Raw genomic sequence first — 18,143 nt, 5'->3', positions numbered from 1 at the left:
ATTAGAGCAAAGTACTTATACACCAAGTGTTTTACTCTTTAAAACCTCATTAATTAAAGCATAGACCAGACCAGCAATTCCGAAAATAATGACGGAACTATACATGTTAAGTTCATATACATCTATATAGCTACCGCCTGAAAACACAAATGACTGATTAAATACCCAAACTGCACCTAGACTAGCTACAATAATGAAAATTAACATCCTTATGATCCAAGGCCTCATAAGCTTATTGATTAATAAACTTAAAGGGAAAAACGATAGAGGATAAATAATAAACCCATGTATAAAAGTGAAAATAATATAGATAATACCTAAGTTTCTTAAACCGTAATATGCTGTAGTAGTTACTTTATTACCTTCCATTATCTCTAAACCAACAGATGCCGAAGTGAATAATACCGTAAATGCTAGCCACATATATAAGTAATGTCTGATCATATGAATGCCACCTTACATGAAATTTCCAATATAAATCTACAACAAATCATACATTTGCTTCTTTATTCTATTCTCATGAATTTATCATTTATTCTTTCAAATAAATCAATAACTAATATATATCTAACTTTCTTATAGTGAATTTCACTTCACCAAAATAGTCATATAAAAGAGCGCTTTTTTTCTTGATCATAACCTTTTTGTTAAAAATTATCAATTTATTCCTGGCTTAAATATATCTATTAGAAAACTACTTGACTCATATTTTCTGTTAAAAAGCCTAATATCAAATGCAACGTAATTCATCTGTTATATAAAATTCGAGAGAGTATAAAGATAAAGAGTCGTTAACTAGCTTTAAAGTGAGTCACATAATTCTATTTATCACGATAGGATGCCCACTATTTTTTTCAGAGCAGTACGTGCACGTATAAAAGAGCCCACTAAAAAGTGAGCTCTAACTTAAATATATGTTGAATAGAAAAACGAATATGTGCGATTAACAAACAATTACCTTATGAGATAACCGCTTTAAGTTAATTTCTCGAAAGTTAATCCTTTACTAGATTCTCTTCTCGAGCAATGTCTGAAATTAATTTAGGCAGCCAAGACTCTAATTGTGAAAACTCAAAGCCATAGGAAGCAGCTAATGCAACATCTTGATAATAAGACGCCGGGAAATTTAGTGGCGATGACTCCACATCATCACCTGGCTCCTCTACTCTAGCTTTTTTATCAACTGTATTTTCGATCAACGTAAGAAGGTCTGTTAAGGATAGTTGATCTCGAGATGACGCATTCACTGGACCTGTGAAGGACTGATCGCCGCACCATAAGAGAAATGCTGCTAGCTCAGCCGAATCAACGAAGGACACGTTAGAATCTGGCTCCGAAAATCCGATGGGTTCATTATTTGCAACCTTACGAATGTGATAGTGAAGTCGCTCCGTATAATCATCTAGCCCAAGAACAACAGGCGGTCTTATGGCAACAACGTCAAATGGTGCCTCCTGAAAGAACACCGCTTCCGCTAAACGCTTGCCCTCTCCATAATCGAAATCTTCCTTACGACCATATGTAATTGGATAAGCAAACGGATCAAAATCCTTCTCCACTTTATTTGGCTTGTCGTTAAACGCATATGTAGATAACGTTGATGTGAGAATATACCTCGACACATTCCCTTTAAAAACCTCGATTGCATCTTTGGCATCATTTGGAGCAAAGCAAATTTGGTCATAGACAAGGTCCCACTTCGTGTCTGTAAATGCCTTTTGCATGGATTCCGAATTAAATCGATCTACCTTCACATGTGATACACCACTTGAGACTGGTGTTTCCCCTCTTGTTGCAACAGTTACCTTATCACCATTCTCTACCAAAGCTTGAACTAGTCTTTTACCGAAAAAACGTGTGCCACCTAAAACTAATACGTTTCTACCCATACGATACTCCTCCTAAAATAACGTGATTGCAGTCAGTTTACCATATGTTGCAAAAATAAGATTGACATATGTTTCTTAAACACGTAATATCCTAAGTGTATCATAACGAGTAGTACACTTAGAGCACAGGAGGTGCCACCATGTTCTTTCAAATAGATCCGAGATCCAACACTCCCTTATACGAGCAGATCATTCAGCAAGTTAAAGAGATGTGTATGAAGGGTGTGTTAAAGCCGGATGAAAAACTCCCGTCTGTGCGCGAACTATCTGCGCAGATGGTCATAAATCCAAATACCGTCAGCAAAGCCTACCAGGAGCTAGAGCGCCAGGGAATCATACACACATTGCGTGGGCGAGGAACATTTATTTCTCAGGATGTCCCAACTTATTCCGATCCGAGGAGGATTCAAGAAATGAAGCAGTCGCTCAAACAAATGATCGTAGATGCCAGGTACGCTGGCTTATCAAAACAAGAAATTCTCACGTGGCTAGAGGAATTTTATGAGGAAATGGAGGGGAACAGCGATGAAGGTCCAGCATCTCTCAAAGATCATTCATAATAAAGAGATTTTAAAAGATATCGAATTTGAAGTAGAGACCGGCAATATAATCGGAATCGTAGGACGTAACGGTGCAGGTAAAACGACACTACTTCGCACGATGGCTGGCATCCTCTCTCCTACTAAAGGTGATGTCTTGGTCGAGGATAAAAGTATTTTTGAACAACATAAGTTAAAGGAGCAAATTTTATTTGTACCTGACTCCTCGGAGGCATTAAAAAACTACAGTACGAAGGAAATTTTAAAGCTCTATAAAGCTATTTATCCTAACTTCGATACGGATTATTTTCATGCACTTATGGGAAAATTTGCGTTACCACAAGTATCAAAAATTGGTACGTATTCAAAAGGAATGAAGGCACTCTTCTCCATTATTATTGCGTTTGCAACAAAAGCTCACTATATTCTCTTAGATGAGCCTACTGATGGACTCGATGTCATTGTTAAAAAACAAGTGCTTCAGCTATTAGTGGAAGAAGTTGCGGATAAAGAGCGTTCTGTCATCATCTCCTCGCACCGCTTAGATGAACTAGAGTTTATGGCAAACGACATCATTATGATCAAGGATGGTCGCGTCGACACACATTACGAGCTCGATGCTCTCAAGTCGCAATATATTAAAGCTCAGGTTGTCTTTGAAGCTGACATGCCAGACGAGCTTCACGAGCATGTAACAATCGTTGCTCAAACAGGCCGTGTGTATACGATATTATTAGATCGTCAAAATGAAGTAGCATCTAACGCTATACATTCCCACAGTCCGCTTCTTTTCGAAGAACTCTCCCTATCCTTAGAGGATATCTTTGTCGCAAAGCTTGGAGGTGAAAGCGATGTTTGAAAAAGCTCTCTGGTATCAAAACTTTAAACAATCTCGGATGATGATATGGATTCTATTTACTATATTTGTCCTGCAGATGCCGGTACAGACGATTTTTACGCTTCAAGCTTGGAGAGAGCGCTCTATCGAAGCTGAAAATACATTTGGCTATACATTTGAAATAGGTTCTTTTGAAGTAAGTAGTATTTTTTTCTATCCTGGACTTTACAATGTGATCATCGCATTAATTATAACCGTTCTTGCAGCGCTCATGATTGGATTAGAGCGCAACACGCGACGTAACGACTTTACGTTCGCTCTCCCTTATTCACGTAAAAGTCTCTTCCTTGCTAAATGGGCGCTAGGTATGACAGCTATTTTAGGGAGCTTTATCGTCAACTTTATTATTGCGTACTTATTAATCTATTTCTCTTCCTTCTCGTACGCACTAGATTTAGTATCTTTAACAGAAATTTTTGTAGCACCTTTGATTGCTTTCGCTATGTTCTATTCGTTTGCTCTATTTATCGGTACAATTTCTGGTGAAATGATTTCGCAGATTGTTCTGACGTTTATTTTTGGGTTCTTTCCGCTAGGGTTTTCTACCCTCGTTTATGACTTTTTTTTAACGAATAATATAGCAACGATATTGCCCTCTATTAATTACTGGAACTGGATAGAATATATAACCCCCTTATATTCAGTAGTTGGAGCCAATCTAAGTCTTATCGGCTTTTTGATTAATGGGATATTAACTGTGCTATTTACTGTTGGTGGTATCTACTTATATCAAGAAAATAAAATCGAACACAACGGCGAATTTTTAATTTTTAAACGCCTTACCATCGTTTTCCTAATCGGTATTACACTTTGTTTCTCCTTACTAGGCGGATTATTTATCTCAGCATTTGCACCTTGGGGATCCACATTCCTTCGCATCATTGCCTACTGGATTGGATTTTTAACCTTCCTTCTTTTCTCTTTAATCTTATCGAGGAAAATTCTGTCCATGAACCTCTTGTTTAGAGGAAAAGCCTCTTAATAGTCCGTTTGAGACGTTGTCCTAATATACTGGGGCAACGTCTTTGTTATATTTTCTTCGTAACTTTGGATTTTGTCATTACCTTCGCTCATTTCGTCATAACCGCCCCCAATTTTGTCATTACTTCTGCCCATTTTGTCATTACCGTTCCCGATTCTGTCATTACCTCCATCCATTTTTTCATAACCTCACCACATCTACATATCCCAGCTGCCTCACCCCCCCTCAAATCAACACGTTATCAAACTCCAAAAAAAGGGTACGCATAACTAGAAATAAAACGCTTGCAATACTTGTATATACAACTTATAATAGCACCATAAGCAACTAAGTTGTATATACAAGAATAGAATGTAACCGTTTTAGGAGGTCATAATAATGGGTAAGTACGATCAGCAAGTCCAGGATATTCTCGAAGCCATTGGTGGCGAAGAGAATGTCGACAAAGCCACGCATTGTGTAACTAGACTCCGGTTTTCTTTAAAGGATGAGAGCATTGTCGATACTGATAAACTAGAAAATATCGATATCGTAAAAGGCTCCTTCTCAACGAACGGACAGTTTCAGGTCATTATTGGTCAAGGTACAGTCGACCAAGTCTACAGAGAGTTAATTGCAGCAACATCTATTTCAGAGTCATCTAAGCAAGATGTAAAGAATGCATCATCTCAAAAGATGAATCCATTCCAACGAGCTATTAAAACGTTAGCAGACATTTTCATTCCTATTTTACCGGCCATTGTAACCGCAGGTTTACTGCTAGGACTTAACAATATTTTAACTGGTCCTGGAATTTTCAACGATGAACTATCATTAATTGAAATGTACCCACAGTGGGAAGGTCTCGCTGAAATGATTAACATCATTGCCAGCGCCGCATTCGCGTTTCTACCCGCATTAATAGGTTGGTCGGCAGTGAAACGATTTGGCGGTAGTGATTTACTCGGTATCGTCCTCGGTTTAATTCTCGTTCATCCGGACCTATTGAACGCTTGGGGATACGCAGAGGCATCTGAAGCGGGTGAGGTCCCAGTTTGGAACCTATTCGGCTTACAAGTCGAAGCAATCGGTTATCAAGGTCAAGTATTACCAGTACTTGTGGCATCGTTTGTATTAGCCAAAATTGAACTATGGTTACGCAATCGTGTACCTGATGCTATTCAACTATTAGTTGTTGCACCAGTTGCACTATTAGTAACAGGTTTAATCACGTTTATTGTAATCGGCCCAATCACATTTGCTATCGGTAACGGTATCACAGCAGGATTTGAGTGGATGTTTAGCGTTATTCCGACAATCGGTGGTCTCGTTTACGGACTTCTTTATGCGCCGCTTGTTGTAACAGGTATGCACCACGCATTCCTAGCAATTGATATTCAGCTTACAGGAACAGGTGACGGCACACCGCTATGGCCAATTCTAGCGCTATCGAATATTGCACAAGGGTCTGCTGCATTAGCTATGCTATTCCTCGTTAAAAACGAGAATACAAAAGGTCTTGCAGGATCATCTGCACTATCTGCTTACCTTGGGGTAACGGAGCCCGCGATGTTTGGTGTAAACATTCGCTACAAGTTCCCGTTTATTGCAGCTATCATTAGTGCGTCCATCGCCGGTGCCTTTATCGCTTATAACGGCGTTATCGCAACATCCATCGGTGTCGGCGGACTACCAGGTATTCTTTCTATCGTCCCAGGCTTCTGGTTCTCCTTCTTCCTAGGAATGATCGTCGCCTTCGTATTACCAATTATCCTTACACTTCTTTACGGCAAACTCGTTGTTCGTGAAAAGCTATAGGACACTCTCACAAAATAGTAAAAGGAGAAGAGCAGACCGCTCTTCTCCTTTTTTATACTATTGACTTCTCTGCCTCTTTTTCGTACATTAAGCTCAGTTAATCACAATAGAGTTAGGGGCTACTATAAATGAATCCATCTAAAGGTCAGCTAGAAATGCAGTTTAGCGCTCGCGTTACTCAATGGGAAAAAGAATATTTAGGGCGAGGCTCTCTCTCCTGTAAATGTGATCTGCTACGAGATATGGCAATCGTCACATTAAACGGAGTCTTAACCCCAGCGGAATATCACCTTGCCAAAGAGGTCTCCGGCAGAGAGCAATTAAAGAAATTTAGAAATGATCTCGTAGAATCTGGACGCCCTCAGCTAGAAGCTATGGTTGAAGAGACATTTAAAAGAAAACTGACCTCGCTACACACGGATATAAGCACAAAAACCGGCGAGCGACTCCTCGTTTTTAAATTCGATGCACCTTGGAACGCAGAATAAATCACTATTTCAGTTGACAAATGTACGTCCAATAGCAAATAATATCCTTAGTAGAAACTGCCTTTACAGATGCACGGAGAGCCACATGTGGAAATCCAGCATATCCCAAAAGGTACGGAGCTACCTATTAAAAACTAACTTAATCGGCGATTTGTCGGCTTTGATGGAGCGAGATAGCTCGAGCCATCTGCATACAGCGCATACTCTTTTTTGAGTGTGCGCTTTTTGTCGTTCGTAGGAGGAGAATGTGACATGGAAATGGTACTATTTATGCTGACAAGCCCACCTGTTATTCTTTTTATCGTGGGAGTGATTGCAGCGCTTGGGAATTCAAATATAAAAATTCCCGAATCCTTAAGTATCGCCCTAAATATCTATTTACTACTCGCAATTGGAATCAAAGGAGGGATTGGGCTATCTACTGTAACGTGGGCGGATTTATCCGGGCCATTAACCGCCGCTCTTACACTAGGCATTTTATTACCGCTTGTTGGCTACTTAATAGGTCGCCTACTAAAATTTCAACTAGAAGAGCGAATTGCTATGGCCGCAACATTCGGTTCTGTATCGTTAGTAACCTTTGCTGCAGCCGCTGCTCAGCTCGAAACGATTGGGATAATCTATGAGCCGTATATGACCACTCTCGTTGTCATTATGGAAATCCCAGGACTTGTTGTGGCTCTGCTTCTTTACCAAAGCTTGAAGCAACAAGTGGTTCTCGGCATCGTTCCCCAGTCATCAGTGAGCTCCGTCATGCTTGAGAGCGTGATGTCAAAAAGTATTCTGCTTTTATTAGCTGGTCTCGTAGCTGGTTTTGCCGCTCCAAATCCAGCTACTCTAGAACCATTTTTTATTGATTTATTCCCTGGAGTCTTACTTATTTTCCTGCTTGGACTTGGGTTAAAAGTTGGTAGTCATCTTCACAGTATTAAAGAATACGGACTTAAATTGGTGATAGCAGGCGTTTTATTTCCTATCATTGGTGGATTCTTTGGATATGTCGCAGCTGGGCTTACGGGGTTATCCGATGGAGGTACGATATTGCTCATGGCTCTAGCTGCAAGTGGCTCCTATATCGCTGCCCCAGCTATGCTTCAGGCATCTGTGCCAGACGTTAAGCCATCCTTTTACTTAACAATGGCTCTAGCAGTCACCTTCCCATTTAATCTGTTAATAGGAATCCCAGTCTTCATAAAAATTGTCGCTGGCTAACAAAAAGCACGTGCAAAGGAAGTGTATTCACTCCCTAGCACGTGCTTTTCTCTTACTTTCTATTATAAGCAACAGCGATTTCTGCGCCAACTTTCGCATTGTGGTAGACGAGTGCGATATTCGTCTTTAACGTCTCCCCTTCACTGATTTCTTTTAATCTAGCAAGTAAAAATGGTGTTGTATCTTTTCCCTTTACCCCTTGCTCATCCGCTTCACGAAGTGCTTGTTCTAGAATACCATCCATGTATTCTTTCTTGAGCTCACTCTCCTCAGGTACAGGATTCGCAACAACAATACCTCCATCAAGCTCAAGATCCCACTTCACTTTCATCGTTGAAGCTACAGCCTCAGCATCCGTTGCATGAATGTCTACTCCAAAACCGCTGTCTCTGTTATAAAACGCAGGGAATGCCTCCGACTGATAGCCGATTACAGGTACACCATTTGTTTCTAAATACTCAAGGGTTAGGCCAATATCTAAAATTGACTTTGCACCGGCACACACGACAGCAACATTTGTCTGAGCAAGCTCCTGCAGATCAGCCGAAATGTCCATCGTAGTCTCCGCACCGCGGTGCACGCCACCGATACCACCCGTTACAAATACCGCAATGTTTGCGATCTCCGCGCAAATCATTGTTGCAGCAACCGTTGTTGCGCCGATTGACCCATCAGCTACTACAGACGCTAAGTCGCGTCTACTTACCTTTTTCACATCTTTAGCCGTAGCCAATCTCTCAAGCTCCTCTTCAGATAAGCCGATTAAAATGTTGCCATCCATAATCGCAATCGTGGCAGGAACTGCGCCGTTGTCCCGAATGATTCGCTCAACTGTCGTTGCCATCTCCACGTTTTGTGGGTACGGCATCCCGTGTGAGATAATCGTTGATTCTAACGCGACGATTGGCTTGCCAGCCTCCATTGCCTGCTTTACTTCTTCTGAATATTTGACGTATTTCTCCATCATTCTTCCACCCCTTCTAATAGCTCTCTTGTAATGTGGTCTGCAACTGTTGTGTCCGTTTTTAATGTCTCACTAGCAACCATTAGTCCAGCTCGACATGCTGCCTCAAGCGACGACTGACGTAGCATTTCAAACACGACTCCTGAGCTAAACGCGTCGCCCGCTCCTGTCACGTCCACAACATCTACCTCAATAGCTTCGAGCGTACCCGATTCATTGGCAGAAAAGTATGCAACACCCTCTCGACCTAATGTTACGATCACGTTTTCTACACCTTGCTCGCGTAAGTGATATGCGTGCTCCTCTAACGAGTTGCCTTCCGAGATCGTTTGAAGCTCTGTACGATTTAAAATCATCGTTGTAATGCCATGCAAGCTATCCGGCAATCGATCCATTTTTTTAGCGGATACCGGCACGATAACGAGTTGTTGGTTCGCTTGTTTTTGCTTCACTACCTCTTCTAAAACCTCTTTCGAAAAGTTTGTATCCATGACAATAATAGAAGCCTGCCGCAGCTTATGCTGATGTTGCTTTACCATCGCGAGCGTCAGCGTATCGTAAATATCCATTTCAGCGAGCGCAAACATAAGCTCATTTTGTTCATTTAACACGGCTGTGTAAGTACCAGTGTTTCGACCAGCAACATGAATAGAAGCAGACGTATCGACATTCTTCAAAGACCGCAGCATTTCCTGACCGCTACTTTCCATACCAATCGTCGTAAATAAAGCCGTCTCTACTTGTAGCTTAGCTAAGTTTTCTGCAATATTACGAGCAACTCCCCCATAGCTTTCTGTGCCAAAAACAGGGTTAGAGTCCTCCCACTGAAATGCGCCTTTCACATGAAGCTTTCTATCTAAGTTAGCTCCTCCAATACAAAGGACTGTTGGTAATTTATTGAGGACGTATGCTTTTCCTAAAATAACCCCGTCCTTCATTAAATTAGAGATGTATCCAGCTACGGCAGATCTCGACAAATCTAGCTGATCTGCGAGCTCTTGCTGAGAAATATATGGGTTTTGTTGTATCAGTGCCAATAGCTGTGTTTCCTTCTTATTCACATGCTGTCACCTACCTTTACGGAAATTATAAACTTTTGTTTATCTAATAGTCAAATGTTTATTTCTCTTTCCTTTCAATTCTGCTGATTTTTCTGTAAAATCATGTCATGTAGTCATTTAAGAAAGAAGGGGTACGCATGAAATACAACTCGCTTTATCGCATCTTTATTATCGTAAAGATGTTCATCAAATTTGTACTCCAGCTATATATTTTTAATAAGCGACACAAGACGTGGGACTCTCCTACCCAAGAAAAGTGGGAGAAGCTCTTACAAAAGCAGGCGATCGAATATCGAAAGGTTGCCTTGAAGCTTGAAGGCTTAATGATAAAAGTCGGGCAATTTTTAAGTACTCGCGCCGACATTATGCCAGAGATCTTTTTAAAAGAGCTTGCAGATTTAATTGACCAAGTTCCCCCAGTCTCCTCCGATATCTCATTAGGAATTTTAGAGGAAGAATGGGGCCAAGACATTTATAACTACTTAGAATGGGTAAGTGATAAACCTGTCGCATCTGCCTCAATTGGGGAAGTCTTTCAGGCACGAATGCGCAATGGTCAGGAGGTTGCTATTAAAATACAGCGCCACCGCGTTGCGTCTATCGTACAGACAGATTTTAAAGCGCTTCGTATTGTTTTATTCATTACCGATAAATTCACGAAGTTTGGTAAAGAGATTGATACGAAAGCTTTGTATCGTGAGGTTGTATCCATCGTTGGGGATGAGCTTGATTATACAAAGGAACGTAAAAATGCTCAAAGCTTTCAGCAACGTTTTTCTGGAACGGATGCTTATTACATCCCGCAGTTTTACGAAGAATACTGTACAAGTAAAGTACTTGTCATGGAATGGATTGAAGGGCGTAAAGTAACAGATATCTCGTTTATGAAGCAACATGGAATTGACCGTAAAAAAACAGCTGCCAGCGTCTTTCAATTTTTCATTGATCAATTACTTGATCAAGGCGCCTTTCACGCTGATCCACACCAAGGCAACATATTAATTAAAGCTGATGGCACCATCGTCATTCTCGATTTTGGCATGATCGGTTATATATCACGCGGCGATTCTGCAAAAATCAGACGAATGCTACAAGGCTTCGTTCTTGATGACTATAAGCTCGTTATCGATCAATTACAGGAGCTCGGCTTTTTATTACCGAATGCGAATAAATATAAGCTTGAACAGATTTTAAGAGAATCCGTCGATTTATACCTTTCTCAAGATATCTCGACCATGGACCAAAAGCTCGTCGAGGAAATCTTCGAGGATTTACAGGCTTTGGTCCGAGAGCAGCCTATTCAACTCCCAGTTGAATTTGCCTTTTTAGGGAGAGCCGCTTCTATTGGTCTAGGGGTGTTAACCATCATTGACCCGGATATTGATTTTATCGAACTTGGCAAACCTGTTGTTCTAGAATGGTTAGATGAAGCAGATAATTCGGAAGAAGATATCAGGCTCCAAGTCTTAAAAGATTCGGTAAAACCACTTCTCTCTCTTCCGCGTAATATGAATGAATACTTAGAATCACCAAAGTCTGCTCTTCGATCAGAAGAAAGACGCCAGTTCCATTCATTTTCTAATCAGCGCTATTTGCTCATCTTAACCTTTAGTGGTCTCTTTACAGGGTTATCGCTGTTTATGCTATTTATCTCTATTCTTCTTGCACAGGAAACACTCATTTACGGCTCAACCGGTTTAACCGTTGTAAGCATAAGCACTTTATTCGTCTTCCTGATTCGTCACCATAAGTGGATCAGTAAAAACAGACCACATTAACGAGGAGGAATTATCATGAGAAAAGTACTAAAAACAGGTTTCCTATTAGGATTAGGTGCAGCAGCAACAAGTAAGGAAAAGGTTAGTCATTACGTTGATGATCTTGTATCTAAAGGGAAAGTAAAACCAGATAAAGCAGACGCACTTTATGCACAATTACTTACAAAAGGTACGGAGAAAGAAGAGGAGCTAAGCCGACGTTCAAAGGAGCGCATTCGTATGTTGTTAGAAGACATGCACCTTGTGTCTCGAGATGAGCATGCGGAGCTACTAGAGAAGGTTGATACGCTTGAAAGACGAGTGCTGGCTTTAGAGCAGGAGCTTGCAGCGAAAGAAGCTCCCGTAGACTCAAACGATCATTTGTCATAAGTATGCATATGCAGAGCCCTATGTGGCTCTGCTTTTTCTATGCAAAAAAGAGAGCCACCTCGGGCTCTCTCCTCACGTAACAGATGTTGTATAGCTAAATTCTATTGCCGAACCGACTGGCTCATAGCCTAGCTTTTTATAAACAGATTGGGATGCCTCATGGTCATCATTTGTGTTAACGCTACAAAAGCGATATCCTTCTTTAAGCAGTCGCTCTGAAAGTGCGCCTACACATGCCGTTGCGAAACCTTGACGCTCGTACTCCTCTGGCGTATAAACATAGTTTACGACGATGCCATTTGTGAGCTCACGGGCGCGCTTCGCCATTGAAACTGGCGTGCAGTATTGGTCTCGCCATAGGAAAACCTGATTATGTTTAATCTCCTGCATAACGGTCTCTTCTAAACGTTCGAGGTCAGATGCTCGCATTGATCCAAGAGCAAACTCCTCCGTCCAAGACATGACAAGCTCAAAGTCATCTTCATTTGCATACGTCAGCTTCCCTTGTGGTCGGTCAAACTCCTTCACCTTATCTAGACGAAAGATAACTTGACGTCTCACCGGCTCTGAAGCCGCGCCAGAAATTTCCGTCCAGGCACGAGTAAATGCTTCAGCACTGTCGGAGCATCCGATCACTCCATTCAAATCTGGTTTAACTTGATACATCCATTCTGCCGTCTCTTTCATTGCATCTTGTTTCCCACATATAATGAGCTTTCTTGGAGGTGTCTGGATCATGACAGATACAGGTTCACCATCACGTTCTCCTACAGCCAAAAAACAATCTGGATCTCGTTCACGTTCTAACTGGCGAAGGACACCAAGGGGCAGATTGTGCTGCACCTCACGCTTTTCGAGCATTGGCCCAACTCGCGCTAACACATCTTTTGCATGTGAATATTCCTTGAATTGCATCCCCATCACCTCATTCACGATTCTTTCTATTAGTATACTATAAATTGACGTAAAAATCCTCTCATATCCGTCAATCCATATCAACTAACTCGTGATTATGGCAACTCTTTAATTTCGGATAAACATTTGCGTCCAATAGTGACGATAAGAGCCACCTTGCGCATATCCAATTCCAATTTGATTAAATGACGTGCTCATAATGTTGGCACGGTGACCAGGTGAATTCATCCATCCTTGTACGACTTGCTCAGGCGTCGTTTGACCCGCTGCAATATTTTCACCAGCTGACTGATAAGAGATTTGGAATTGTCTCATCATATCAAATGGGCTACCGTATGTTGGACTTTGGTGAGAAAAATAATTGCGATCTCTCATATCCTGTGATTTTACTCTCGCTACGTTTGCAAGACTAGCATTCGCGCGAAGCGCAGGTAGACCTTGCTTTTGTCTCTCTATGTTTGTAAGGCGCACGACCTCTTGCTCAAACTGTGACATATTTTGATCTTGAGTCTGTGGTTGCGTTTGCGCCTGTGCTTGACCGCTTGGCTGAGATACGGTAATGCGTTGTCCTGGATAAATAACGTTCGGGTTTGTGAGCGACTGATTATTCCTTACCAACTCTTGTAGGGAGACATTATACTTTTGCGAGATTTGCCAAAGTGTCTCTCCTCTTTCTACGGTATGTGTTTGGGCACTTGCTGCTACCGCGAAGAATATAGATAAAACAAAAATCGTTGCAACTGATGCCAGTAGTTTTTTTAGCATCATAAATCACCTCCACGAGAGTAATTAAAACACAAAAAAATCCCCTTGTGGGCAAGGGGAAAAGGTTTCCAGTAAGATCTGATTGGTAAGAGAACCAATATTAGGAGAGTGATAGATCTGCCATTTTTAATGCTTGCTTTAAATTACTAACTACTGCTACATGCTCAAATGAGATTCCTAGATGAACGAGAGTTTGAGCTAGTGATGGTCGAAGCCCAGAAAAAATAGCTTTGATTCCAACTACTTTTAACGCATCGTGCAAGTTAAATAAGTTTTGTGCCACATACGTATCCATCACATGCACGCCAGATAAATCAACAATTAAGTGGGAGAGTTTGAGCTCCCTTCCACGATCTAATGCTTGCGTGAGCAACAGCTGTGACCTAGTGGAGTTAATGGTACCAATAATAGGTAGGATCGCCACCTCTTGTGTTAAAGGTACTACTGGGACGGATAGCTCCATTACTTCAGCCTGAACCTGCGCTAAGCTCTTCTCATTCTCCTCTACATACTCTTGTGTAAACGCATAGATGGTCCGATCTAAAATAGGATCAATCGCATCAGCAATTTCATAGTAATCTTTCACATCATGCACTTCGCGACCAAATTCTGCTCGAATGATTTCATAGAGAGTTCTTCGTAGAATTGGTACAACTAGCATCGCTTTTTCAGCTGACAAGCCTAGACTTGCTGCGTGATTACCAAATTCCTTGCCCCACTCACGAGCTGCGAGATTTGTATCTTCCGTTGCATGCTCTTTGAGTTCACTGCCCAAAATCTCTACATATGCCTCTAATTTCTTTAAAAAACTATCCTGCGGTATTTTAGAAAATTGAACATCGTGCTTCGTACGAAACGATTGATAAATATCATGGGCAATCGTCTCCTTTGAATGTTGAAGCGCCTCTCCAATAGAAGAGATAAGCGGATTAACCATAACGTAATCCCTCCTTGTCACCATTAAAAACTAGATGAGGTGTAAATAAAACCCTTTTGACAAAATTCATGCCTTTTTTTCGCAAAAATAGTCCAAATCTATCCTTTTAATAAGGTATGATACATAGAGTAGAAGTTTAGAAGGAGGTACCATTTTGGCAGGACACATACCAGTAGAACCACTTTACGCACCAAAGCCAAAGCGACCATTCAGGTGGCTCGTTAGGCTACTTGTATTTTTAGTAGTCATGCTCACAATCGTGATATTAGGAATATCCGTTTATGTTGGACTTAACATGACACGAACGGACACAAAACCTCTCATGGGGACTCCAGAGGATGTTGATCTCCCTTATGAAGATATGTCCTATTTTAGCGCTGACGGTGAAACATCATTAAGCGGCTGGCTTATTGAACCAGAGTCCGATGCTACGGCTACTATTATCATGAGCCATGGTTATAGGGGCAATCGTGAGGAAGAAAACGTCGGCTTTCTATCATTAGCGAATGAATTTAGAGAGGAAGGCTATCGCGTTATTCTCTATGATTTTCGTAACGCAGGCGATTCAGCAGGATCTATCACGACAATTGGAGACATGGAGCAGGACGATTTAGCCGGCACAGTCGAATGGGCAAATGAACGATTCGATGATCCAGTTATCCTTTACGGTATATCAATGGGAGCCGCAACGACATTAGGCTACGCTGGGCGCGAAGATAGCGAAGATATTGCTAGCATCGTTGTAGATAGTCCATTCAGTAGCTTACGTAGCTATTTAGAAACGAATATGTCCGTTTGGACGAATCTACCTGACTTTCCTTTCACGCCAATCATTCTTTATACAGCACCATTGTATACAGGTATAGATGTAGACCGACTCGAACCTATAGAAGCAGTTAACAGCATCTATCCAACGCCAATTCTGTTTATCCATAGCATCGACGATCCACTCATTCCATACACAGAAAGCGAGCGGATGCATGCCCTGCATCCAGATGCCTTTGACATTTGGTTACCAGAAGGTCCAGATCATGTCCAGACCTATCCAGACATGCCAGAGGAGTATTTAGAACGCGTTCTCCCATTTATAGAAGATGCACTTGCTAATTAATAGAGATAAGGCTAGGAAGTACAGCTTCCTAGTCTTTTTTATATGTAAATGAAGATTGTTTTTGGGGCTGGTGAGGTTTTAAGGGGGGAGTGTGCGTGATTTTTGATAGTTATGTTCCTTAAATGAAAGTTATGTTCCGCATTCCAGATTTATGTTCCCCATCTAGATTTTATGTGCCTTGTTTCGGAGTTATGGACTTCGTGCCCTGCCTCTCGCATAGTTATGTTCCGCATTCCAGAATTATGTGCCCCATCTGGATTTTATGTGCCTGATTTCGAAGTTATGGACTTCGTGCTCCGCGCACGCAATGTTATGTTCCACATTCCAGTTTTATGTTCCCCATTCCAGTTTTATGTTCCCCATCTAGATTTTATGTGCCTGTTCCCAGAGTTATGGACTTCGTGCCCTGCCTCTCGCATAGTTATGTTCCGCATTCCAGAGTTATGTGCCCCATCTGAGTTTTATGTGCCTGTTCCCAGCCTTATGGACTTCGCACTCTACCGTTCTCCCGAAGTTGTATCCCACACCCAACCTCATAAAATTAAACTTACTATATGAATAGCGCGCATATGACAACACCGTCATGCGCGAAGAGCCACTGTATCCAAAAAAATAGCTATTCTCGCGCTAGTTATCTATCCTTTCAACCTAAGCTCCTTAAATCATTGTGCTAACAGAGCTCACGCCTATAGAGCAAAATAAAAAGAGCAGCACCTAGTCAAGTGCTGCCTCTCCTATTTTCTCCCGCAGCTTATAGATCAAACAGGTCATCACGGTCTTGATCGGTTGTGATGATTGGTTTGCCGTCTGTAACAATGAGCGTGTGCTCGTATTGAGAAGAAAGCGAACCGTCTTGGGTACGAGCGGTCCAGCCGTTGCTGTCCATCGAGGATTGCCACTCGCCAATATTGATCATCGGCTCAATCGTAATGGCCATGCCCTCCTTCAGCCTTGCGCCGCGGCTAGGCTGCCCATAGTGTGGAATATTAGGCGACTCATGAATCGTCGGTCCGATCCCGTGTCCAGCAAAATCACGCACGATCCCATATCCAAGTGGATCAATATAGGATTGAATTGCCGCCCCAATATCTCCGATACGGTTACCGGCAACAGCCTGCTCAATTCCTTTATAAAGCGCCTCTTTCGTCGCCTGATTCAGCTTCTTCACCTCATCTGTTACGCTACCAACCTCATACGTCCACGCAGAGTCAGCGAGCCCCCCATTATAATCAACGACAAAATCAATCGTCACAATATCGCCCTCTACTAGCTTGCCTTTTCGGGGGAAACCATGGCAAATCTCATCATTAATAGACGCACATGTTGCGAATGCATAGCCTTGATATCCTTTTTGCGCAGGCTTCGCGCCTACTTTCTTTAAGGAATCCTCTACAAATCGATCAATCTCAAGTGTTGTAACTCCTGGTTTAATCATCGTCGCAATCTTTTTGTGTAAGCTTGCGACTAAACGACCAGATTCCTTCATTAACTCTATTTCACGTTCAGACTTTCTCTGAATCATTCTCTCACCTCATCAACTTTCTTCTTATTAACCCTATCTATCATATCAAGAGCTTATTCCTAATCTCAAGACCTGCGCCTACTATTTTCTATATAAACAATCCCTACGATCCCGACTAAGCTGATTACGTAAAAATAAATCGACGGATATCCGAGCACGCGCGTGACAGGCCCAACTAACGCCATCGCTAAACAAATAATAAAAATTATCCCGTTCATGATTCCCTCCTGGTCACTCAACCTCTATACTTTTACTAAAAAGGAGTCATATCCATGATAACATTATCGCCATTCACAAAAGAACATGTTGATCCTCTAATGACTTGGATCAATGCTACTGACGAGGAGTTCATGATAACTTGGTCTGGCACAACCTTCACCTTTCCCCTCACACACGACCAGCTAGATCGTTATATAGGAGAAAAAACGAGTAGACTCTTTGCGTGTTCAACGGAAGACGACGGTCTTATTGGACATCTCGCGTTGAGGTACATAAACCCGCTTACTCGATCAGCTCGCATTGGTAAAGTACTGATTAACGATGCACATCGTGGTAAAGGCTACGGTAAAAAGATGATCGAGCAAGCACTTCACGTTGCCTTTAAAGAGTTAGATTTGGTGAAAGTGACGTTAGGTGTTTTTGATAATAATCCAAAAGCTAAGCTATTATATGAGCGCTTGGGCTTTAAGGTGACGGAGATAAAAGAGAATCACGTGGTAGTTGGAGAGACATCCCTTACCCTCTATGAAATGGCAATTCTCAAAGAACAGTGGCTATATTCACGCGAAATACCTGTTAATAATGGTTAAATCTCTTGTTCATGACAGGAACATTTCACCACGTAACAATCGCATGTCATTATATTAAATGGAGCCCTTATCTATTGATCCTTGTTGAATTGCTTGGTACGATGATG

General features: G+C 41.7%; 19 protein-coding genes. 10 read left to right on the top strand and 9 right to left on the bottom strand.

Annotated features, from left to right (window positions below; genetic code table 11):
* Positions 1-15: 15 nt before the first annotated feature.
* Complete coding sequence (locus tag FLK61_RS06870; RefSeq protein WP_176008746.1) at positions 16-444, bottom strand: hypothetical protein; 429 nt, start codon at positions 442-444, stop codon at positions 16-18.
* Positions 445-995: 551 nt separating this feature from the next.
* Complete coding sequence (locus FLK61_RS06865; RefSeq protein ID WP_176008745.1) at positions 996-1,889, bottom strand: NAD-dependent epimerase/dehydratase family protein; 894 nt, start codon at positions 1,887-1,889, stop codon at positions 996-998.
* A gap of 140 nt (positions 1,890-2,029) precedes the next feature.
* Here FLK61_RS06865 and FLK61_RS06860 point away from each other — a divergent pair, with 140 nt between their 5' ends.
* The 6 genes from FLK61_RS06860 to FLK61_RS06835 all read left to right on the top strand — a co-directional run bounded on the left by FLK61_RS06860 (position 2,030) and on the right by FLK61_RS06835 (position 7,805).
* On the top strand, positions 2,030-2,449 hold the full coding sequence (locus tag FLK61_RS06860; protein ID WP_176008744.1) for a GntR family transcriptional regulator: 420 nt from the start codon (positions 2,030-2,032) through the stop codon (positions 2,447-2,449).
* The gene (locus tag FLK61_RS06855; RefSeq protein ID WP_176008743.1) at positions 2,415-3,287 is read left to right on the top strand and encodes an ABC transporter ATP-binding protein; all 873 of its coding nucleotides are present in this window, start codon (positions 2,415-2,417) and stop codon (positions 3,285-3,287) included. The genes FLK61_RS06860 and FLK61_RS06855 overlap by 35 nt, the downstream gene beginning before the upstream one ends.
* Entirely contained in the window at positions 3,280-4,308 is a 1,029-nt protein-coding gene (locus FLK61_RS06850) for an ABC transporter permease subunit (RefSeq protein ID WP_176008742.1), read from the top strand. The genes FLK61_RS06855 and FLK61_RS06850 overlap by 8 nt, the downstream gene beginning before the upstream one ends.
* A 378-nt stretch (positions 4,309-4,686) precedes the next feature.
* Positions 4,687-6,105: a PTS system trehalose-specific EIIBC component gene (treP, locus tag FLK61_RS06845; RefSeq protein WP_176008741.1), complete on the top strand. Its 1,419-nt coding sequence runs from the start codon at positions 4,687-4,689 to the stop codon at positions 6,103-6,105.
* Between the two features lie 128 nt (positions 6,106-6,233).
* Positions 6,234-6,593 (top strand): Na-translocating system protein MpsC family protein, encoded by a 360-nt coding sequence (locus tag FLK61_RS06840; protein WP_176008740.1) that lies wholly within the window; start codon positions 6,234-6,236, stop codon positions 6,591-6,593.
* A gap of 252 nt (positions 6,594-6,845) precedes the next feature.
* Positions 6,846-7,805, top strand: a complete 960-nt coding sequence (locus FLK61_RS06835; RefSeq protein WP_176008739.1) for a sodium-dependent bicarbonate transport family permease — start codon at positions 6,846-6,848, stop codon at positions 7,803-7,805.
* A 52-nt stretch (positions 7,806-7,857) separates the two neighbouring features.
* Here the strand turns inward: FLK61_RS06835 and FLK61_RS06830 are convergent, their stop codons facing one another.
* Positions 7,858-8,769, bottom strand: coding sequence for a pseudouridine-5'-phosphate glycosidase (locus FLK61_RS06830; RefSeq protein ID WP_176011162.1), 912 nt, complete (start codon positions 8,767-8,769; stop codon positions 7,858-7,860).
* Positions 8,769-9,830, bottom strand: a complete 1,062-nt coding sequence (locus tag FLK61_RS06825) for a carbohydrate kinase (RefSeq protein ID WP_176008738.1) — start codon at positions 9,828-9,830, stop codon at positions 8,769-8,771. Before FLK61_RS06825 ends, FLK61_RS06830 begins: the two co-directional genes overlap by 1 nt.
* Positions 9,831-9,967: 137 nt before the next feature.
* Here FLK61_RS06825 and FLK61_RS06820 point away from each other — a divergent pair, with 137 nt between their 5' ends.
* Positions 9,968-11,608, top strand: coding sequence for an ABC1 kinase family protein (locus tag FLK61_RS06820; RefSeq protein WP_176008737.1), 1,641 nt, complete (start codon positions 9,968-9,970; stop codon positions 11,606-11,608).
* 15 nt (positions 11,609-11,623) lie between these two features.
* Positions 11,624-11,977: a phasin family protein gene (locus FLK61_RS06815; RefSeq protein ID WP_176008736.1), complete on the top strand. Its 354-nt coding sequence runs from the start codon at positions 11,624-11,626 to the stop codon at positions 11,975-11,977.
* A gap of 72 nt (positions 11,978-12,049) precedes the next feature.
* On the opposite strand, the gene FLK61_RS06810 is transcribed toward FLK61_RS06815, so the two are convergent.
* The 3 genes from FLK61_RS06810 to FLK61_RS06800 all read right to left on the bottom strand — a co-directional run bounded on the left by FLK61_RS06810 (position 12,050) and on the right by FLK61_RS06800 (position 14,594).
* Entirely contained in the window at positions 12,050-12,892 is an 843-nt protein-coding gene (locus FLK61_RS06810; protein WP_176008735.1) for a GNAT family N-acetyltransferase, read from the bottom strand.
* Positions 12,893-13,000: 108 nt separating this feature from the next.
* Complete coding sequence (locus tag FLK61_RS06805) at positions 13,001-13,657, bottom strand: CAP domain-containing protein (protein WP_176011161.1); 657 nt, start codon at positions 13,655-13,657, stop codon at positions 13,001-13,003.
* A gap of 100 nt (positions 13,658-13,757) precedes the next feature.
* On the bottom strand, positions 13,758-14,594 hold the full coding sequence (locus tag FLK61_RS06800) for an STAS domain-containing protein (protein ID WP_176008734.1): 837 nt from the start codon (positions 14,592-14,594) through the stop codon (positions 13,758-13,760).
* A gap of 154 nt (positions 14,595-14,748) precedes the next feature.
* Between FLK61_RS06800 and FLK61_RS06795 the strand changes: the two genes are divergently transcribed.
* A complete protein-coding gene (locus FLK61_RS06795; protein ID WP_176008733.1) occupies positions 14,749-15,705 on the top strand; it encodes an alpha/beta hydrolase in 957 nt (318 codons plus the stop codon).
* 751 nt (positions 15,706-16,456) lie between these two features.
* Here the strand turns inward: FLK61_RS06795 and map are convergent.
* Both map and FLK61_RS06785 read right to left on the bottom strand, forming a co-directional pair.
* Positions 16,457-17,227: a type I methionyl aminopeptidase gene (map, locus tag FLK61_RS06790; protein WP_176008732.1), complete on the bottom strand. Its 771-nt coding sequence runs from the start codon at positions 17,225-17,227 to the stop codon at positions 16,457-16,459.
* 65 nt (positions 17,228-17,292) lie between these two features.
* Positions 17,293-17,445: a hypothetical protein gene (locus FLK61_RS06785; RefSeq protein ID WP_176008731.1), complete on the bottom strand. Its 153-nt coding sequence runs from the start codon at positions 17,443-17,445 to the stop codon at positions 17,293-17,295.
* A 54-nt stretch (positions 17,446-17,499) separates the two neighbouring features.
* Here FLK61_RS06785 and FLK61_RS06780 point away from each other — a divergent pair, with 54 nt between their 5' ends.
* Positions 17,500-18,036 carry a GNAT family N-acetyltransferase gene (locus FLK61_RS06780; protein ID WP_176008730.1) on the top strand — a complete coding sequence of 179 codons (537 nt, stop codon included), beginning with the start codon at positions 17,500-17,502 and terminating at the stop codon, positions 18,034-18,036.
* Positions 18,037-18,143: the final 107 nt, after the last annotated feature.

Source organism: Paenalkalicoccus suaedae (assembly GCF_006965545.2).
GTDB classification, from domain to species: Bacteria; Bacillota; Bacilli; order Bacillales; family Salisediminibacteriaceae; genus Paenalkalicoccus; species Paenalkalicoccus suaedae.
The sequence above is the reverse complement of the archived record's forward strand: the minus strand, read 5'-3'. Positions and strand labels throughout refer to the sequence as shown.

Excerpts from the sequence above, each read along its gene's own strand:
- FLK61_RS06870 (WP_176008746.1), bottom strand. The coding sequence starts at position 444 with ATGATCAGACATTACTTATATATGTGGCTAGCATTTACGGTATTATTC.
- FLK61_RS06865 (WP_176008745.1), bottom strand. The coding sequence starts at position 1,889 with ATGGGTAGAAACGTATTAGTTTTAGGTGGCACACGTTTTTTCGGTAAA.
- FLK61_RS06860 (WP_176008744.1), top strand. The coding sequence starts at position 2,030 with ATGTTCTTTCAAATAGATCCGAGATCCAACACTCCCTTATACGAGCAG.
- FLK61_RS06855 (WP_176008743.1), top strand. The coding sequence starts at position 2,415 with ATGAAGGTCCAGCATCTCTCAAAGATCATTCATAATAAAGAGATTTTA.
- FLK61_RS06850 (WP_176008742.1), top strand. The coding sequence starts at position 3,280 with ATGTTTGAAAAAGCTCTCTGGTATCAAAACTTTAAACAATCTCGGATG.
- treP (WP_176008741.1), top strand. The coding sequence starts at position 4,687 with ATGGGTAAGTACGATCAGCAAGTCCAGGATATTCTCGAAGCCATTGGT.
- FLK61_RS06840 (WP_176008740.1), top strand. The coding sequence starts at position 6,234 with ATGAATCCATCTAAAGGTCAGCTAGAAATGCAGTTTAGCGCTCGCGTT.
- FLK61_RS06835 (WP_176008739.1), top strand. The coding sequence starts at position 6,846 with ATGGAAATGGTACTATTTATGCTGACAAGCCCACCTGTTATTCTTTTT.
- FLK61_RS06830 (WP_176011162.1), bottom strand. The coding sequence starts at position 8,769 with ATGGAGAAATACGTCAAATATTCAGAAGAAGTAAAGCAGGCAATGGAG.
- FLK61_RS06820 (WP_176008737.1), top strand. The coding sequence starts at position 9,968 with ATGAAATACAACTCGCTTTATCGCATCTTTATTATCGTAAAGATGTTC.
- FLK61_RS06815 (WP_176008736.1), top strand. The coding sequence starts at position 11,624 with ATGAGAAAAGTACTAAAAACAGGTTTCCTATTAGGATTAGGTGCAGCA.
- FLK61_RS06810 (WP_176008735.1), bottom strand. The coding sequence starts at position 12,892 with ATGCAATTCAAGGAATATTCACATGCAAAAGATGTGTTAGCGCGAGTT.
- FLK61_RS06805 (WP_176011161.1), bottom strand. The coding sequence starts at position 13,657 with ATGCTAAAAAAACTACTGGCATCAGTTGCAACGATTTTTGTTTTATCT.
- FLK61_RS06800 (WP_176008734.1), bottom strand. The coding sequence starts at position 14,594 with ATGGTTAATCCGCTTATCTCTTCTATTGGAGAGGCGCTTCAACATTCA.
- map (WP_176008732.1), bottom strand. The coding sequence starts at position 17,227 with ATGATTCAGAGAAAGTCTGAACGTGAAATAGAGTTAATGAAGGAATCT.
- FLK61_RS06785 (WP_176008731.1), bottom strand. The coding sequence starts at position 17,445 with ATGAACGGGATAATTTTTATTATTTGTTTAGCGATGGCGTTAGTTGGG.
- FLK61_RS06780 (WP_176008730.1), top strand. The coding sequence starts at position 17,500 with ATGATAACATTATCGCCATTCACAAAAGAACATGTTGATCCTCTAATG.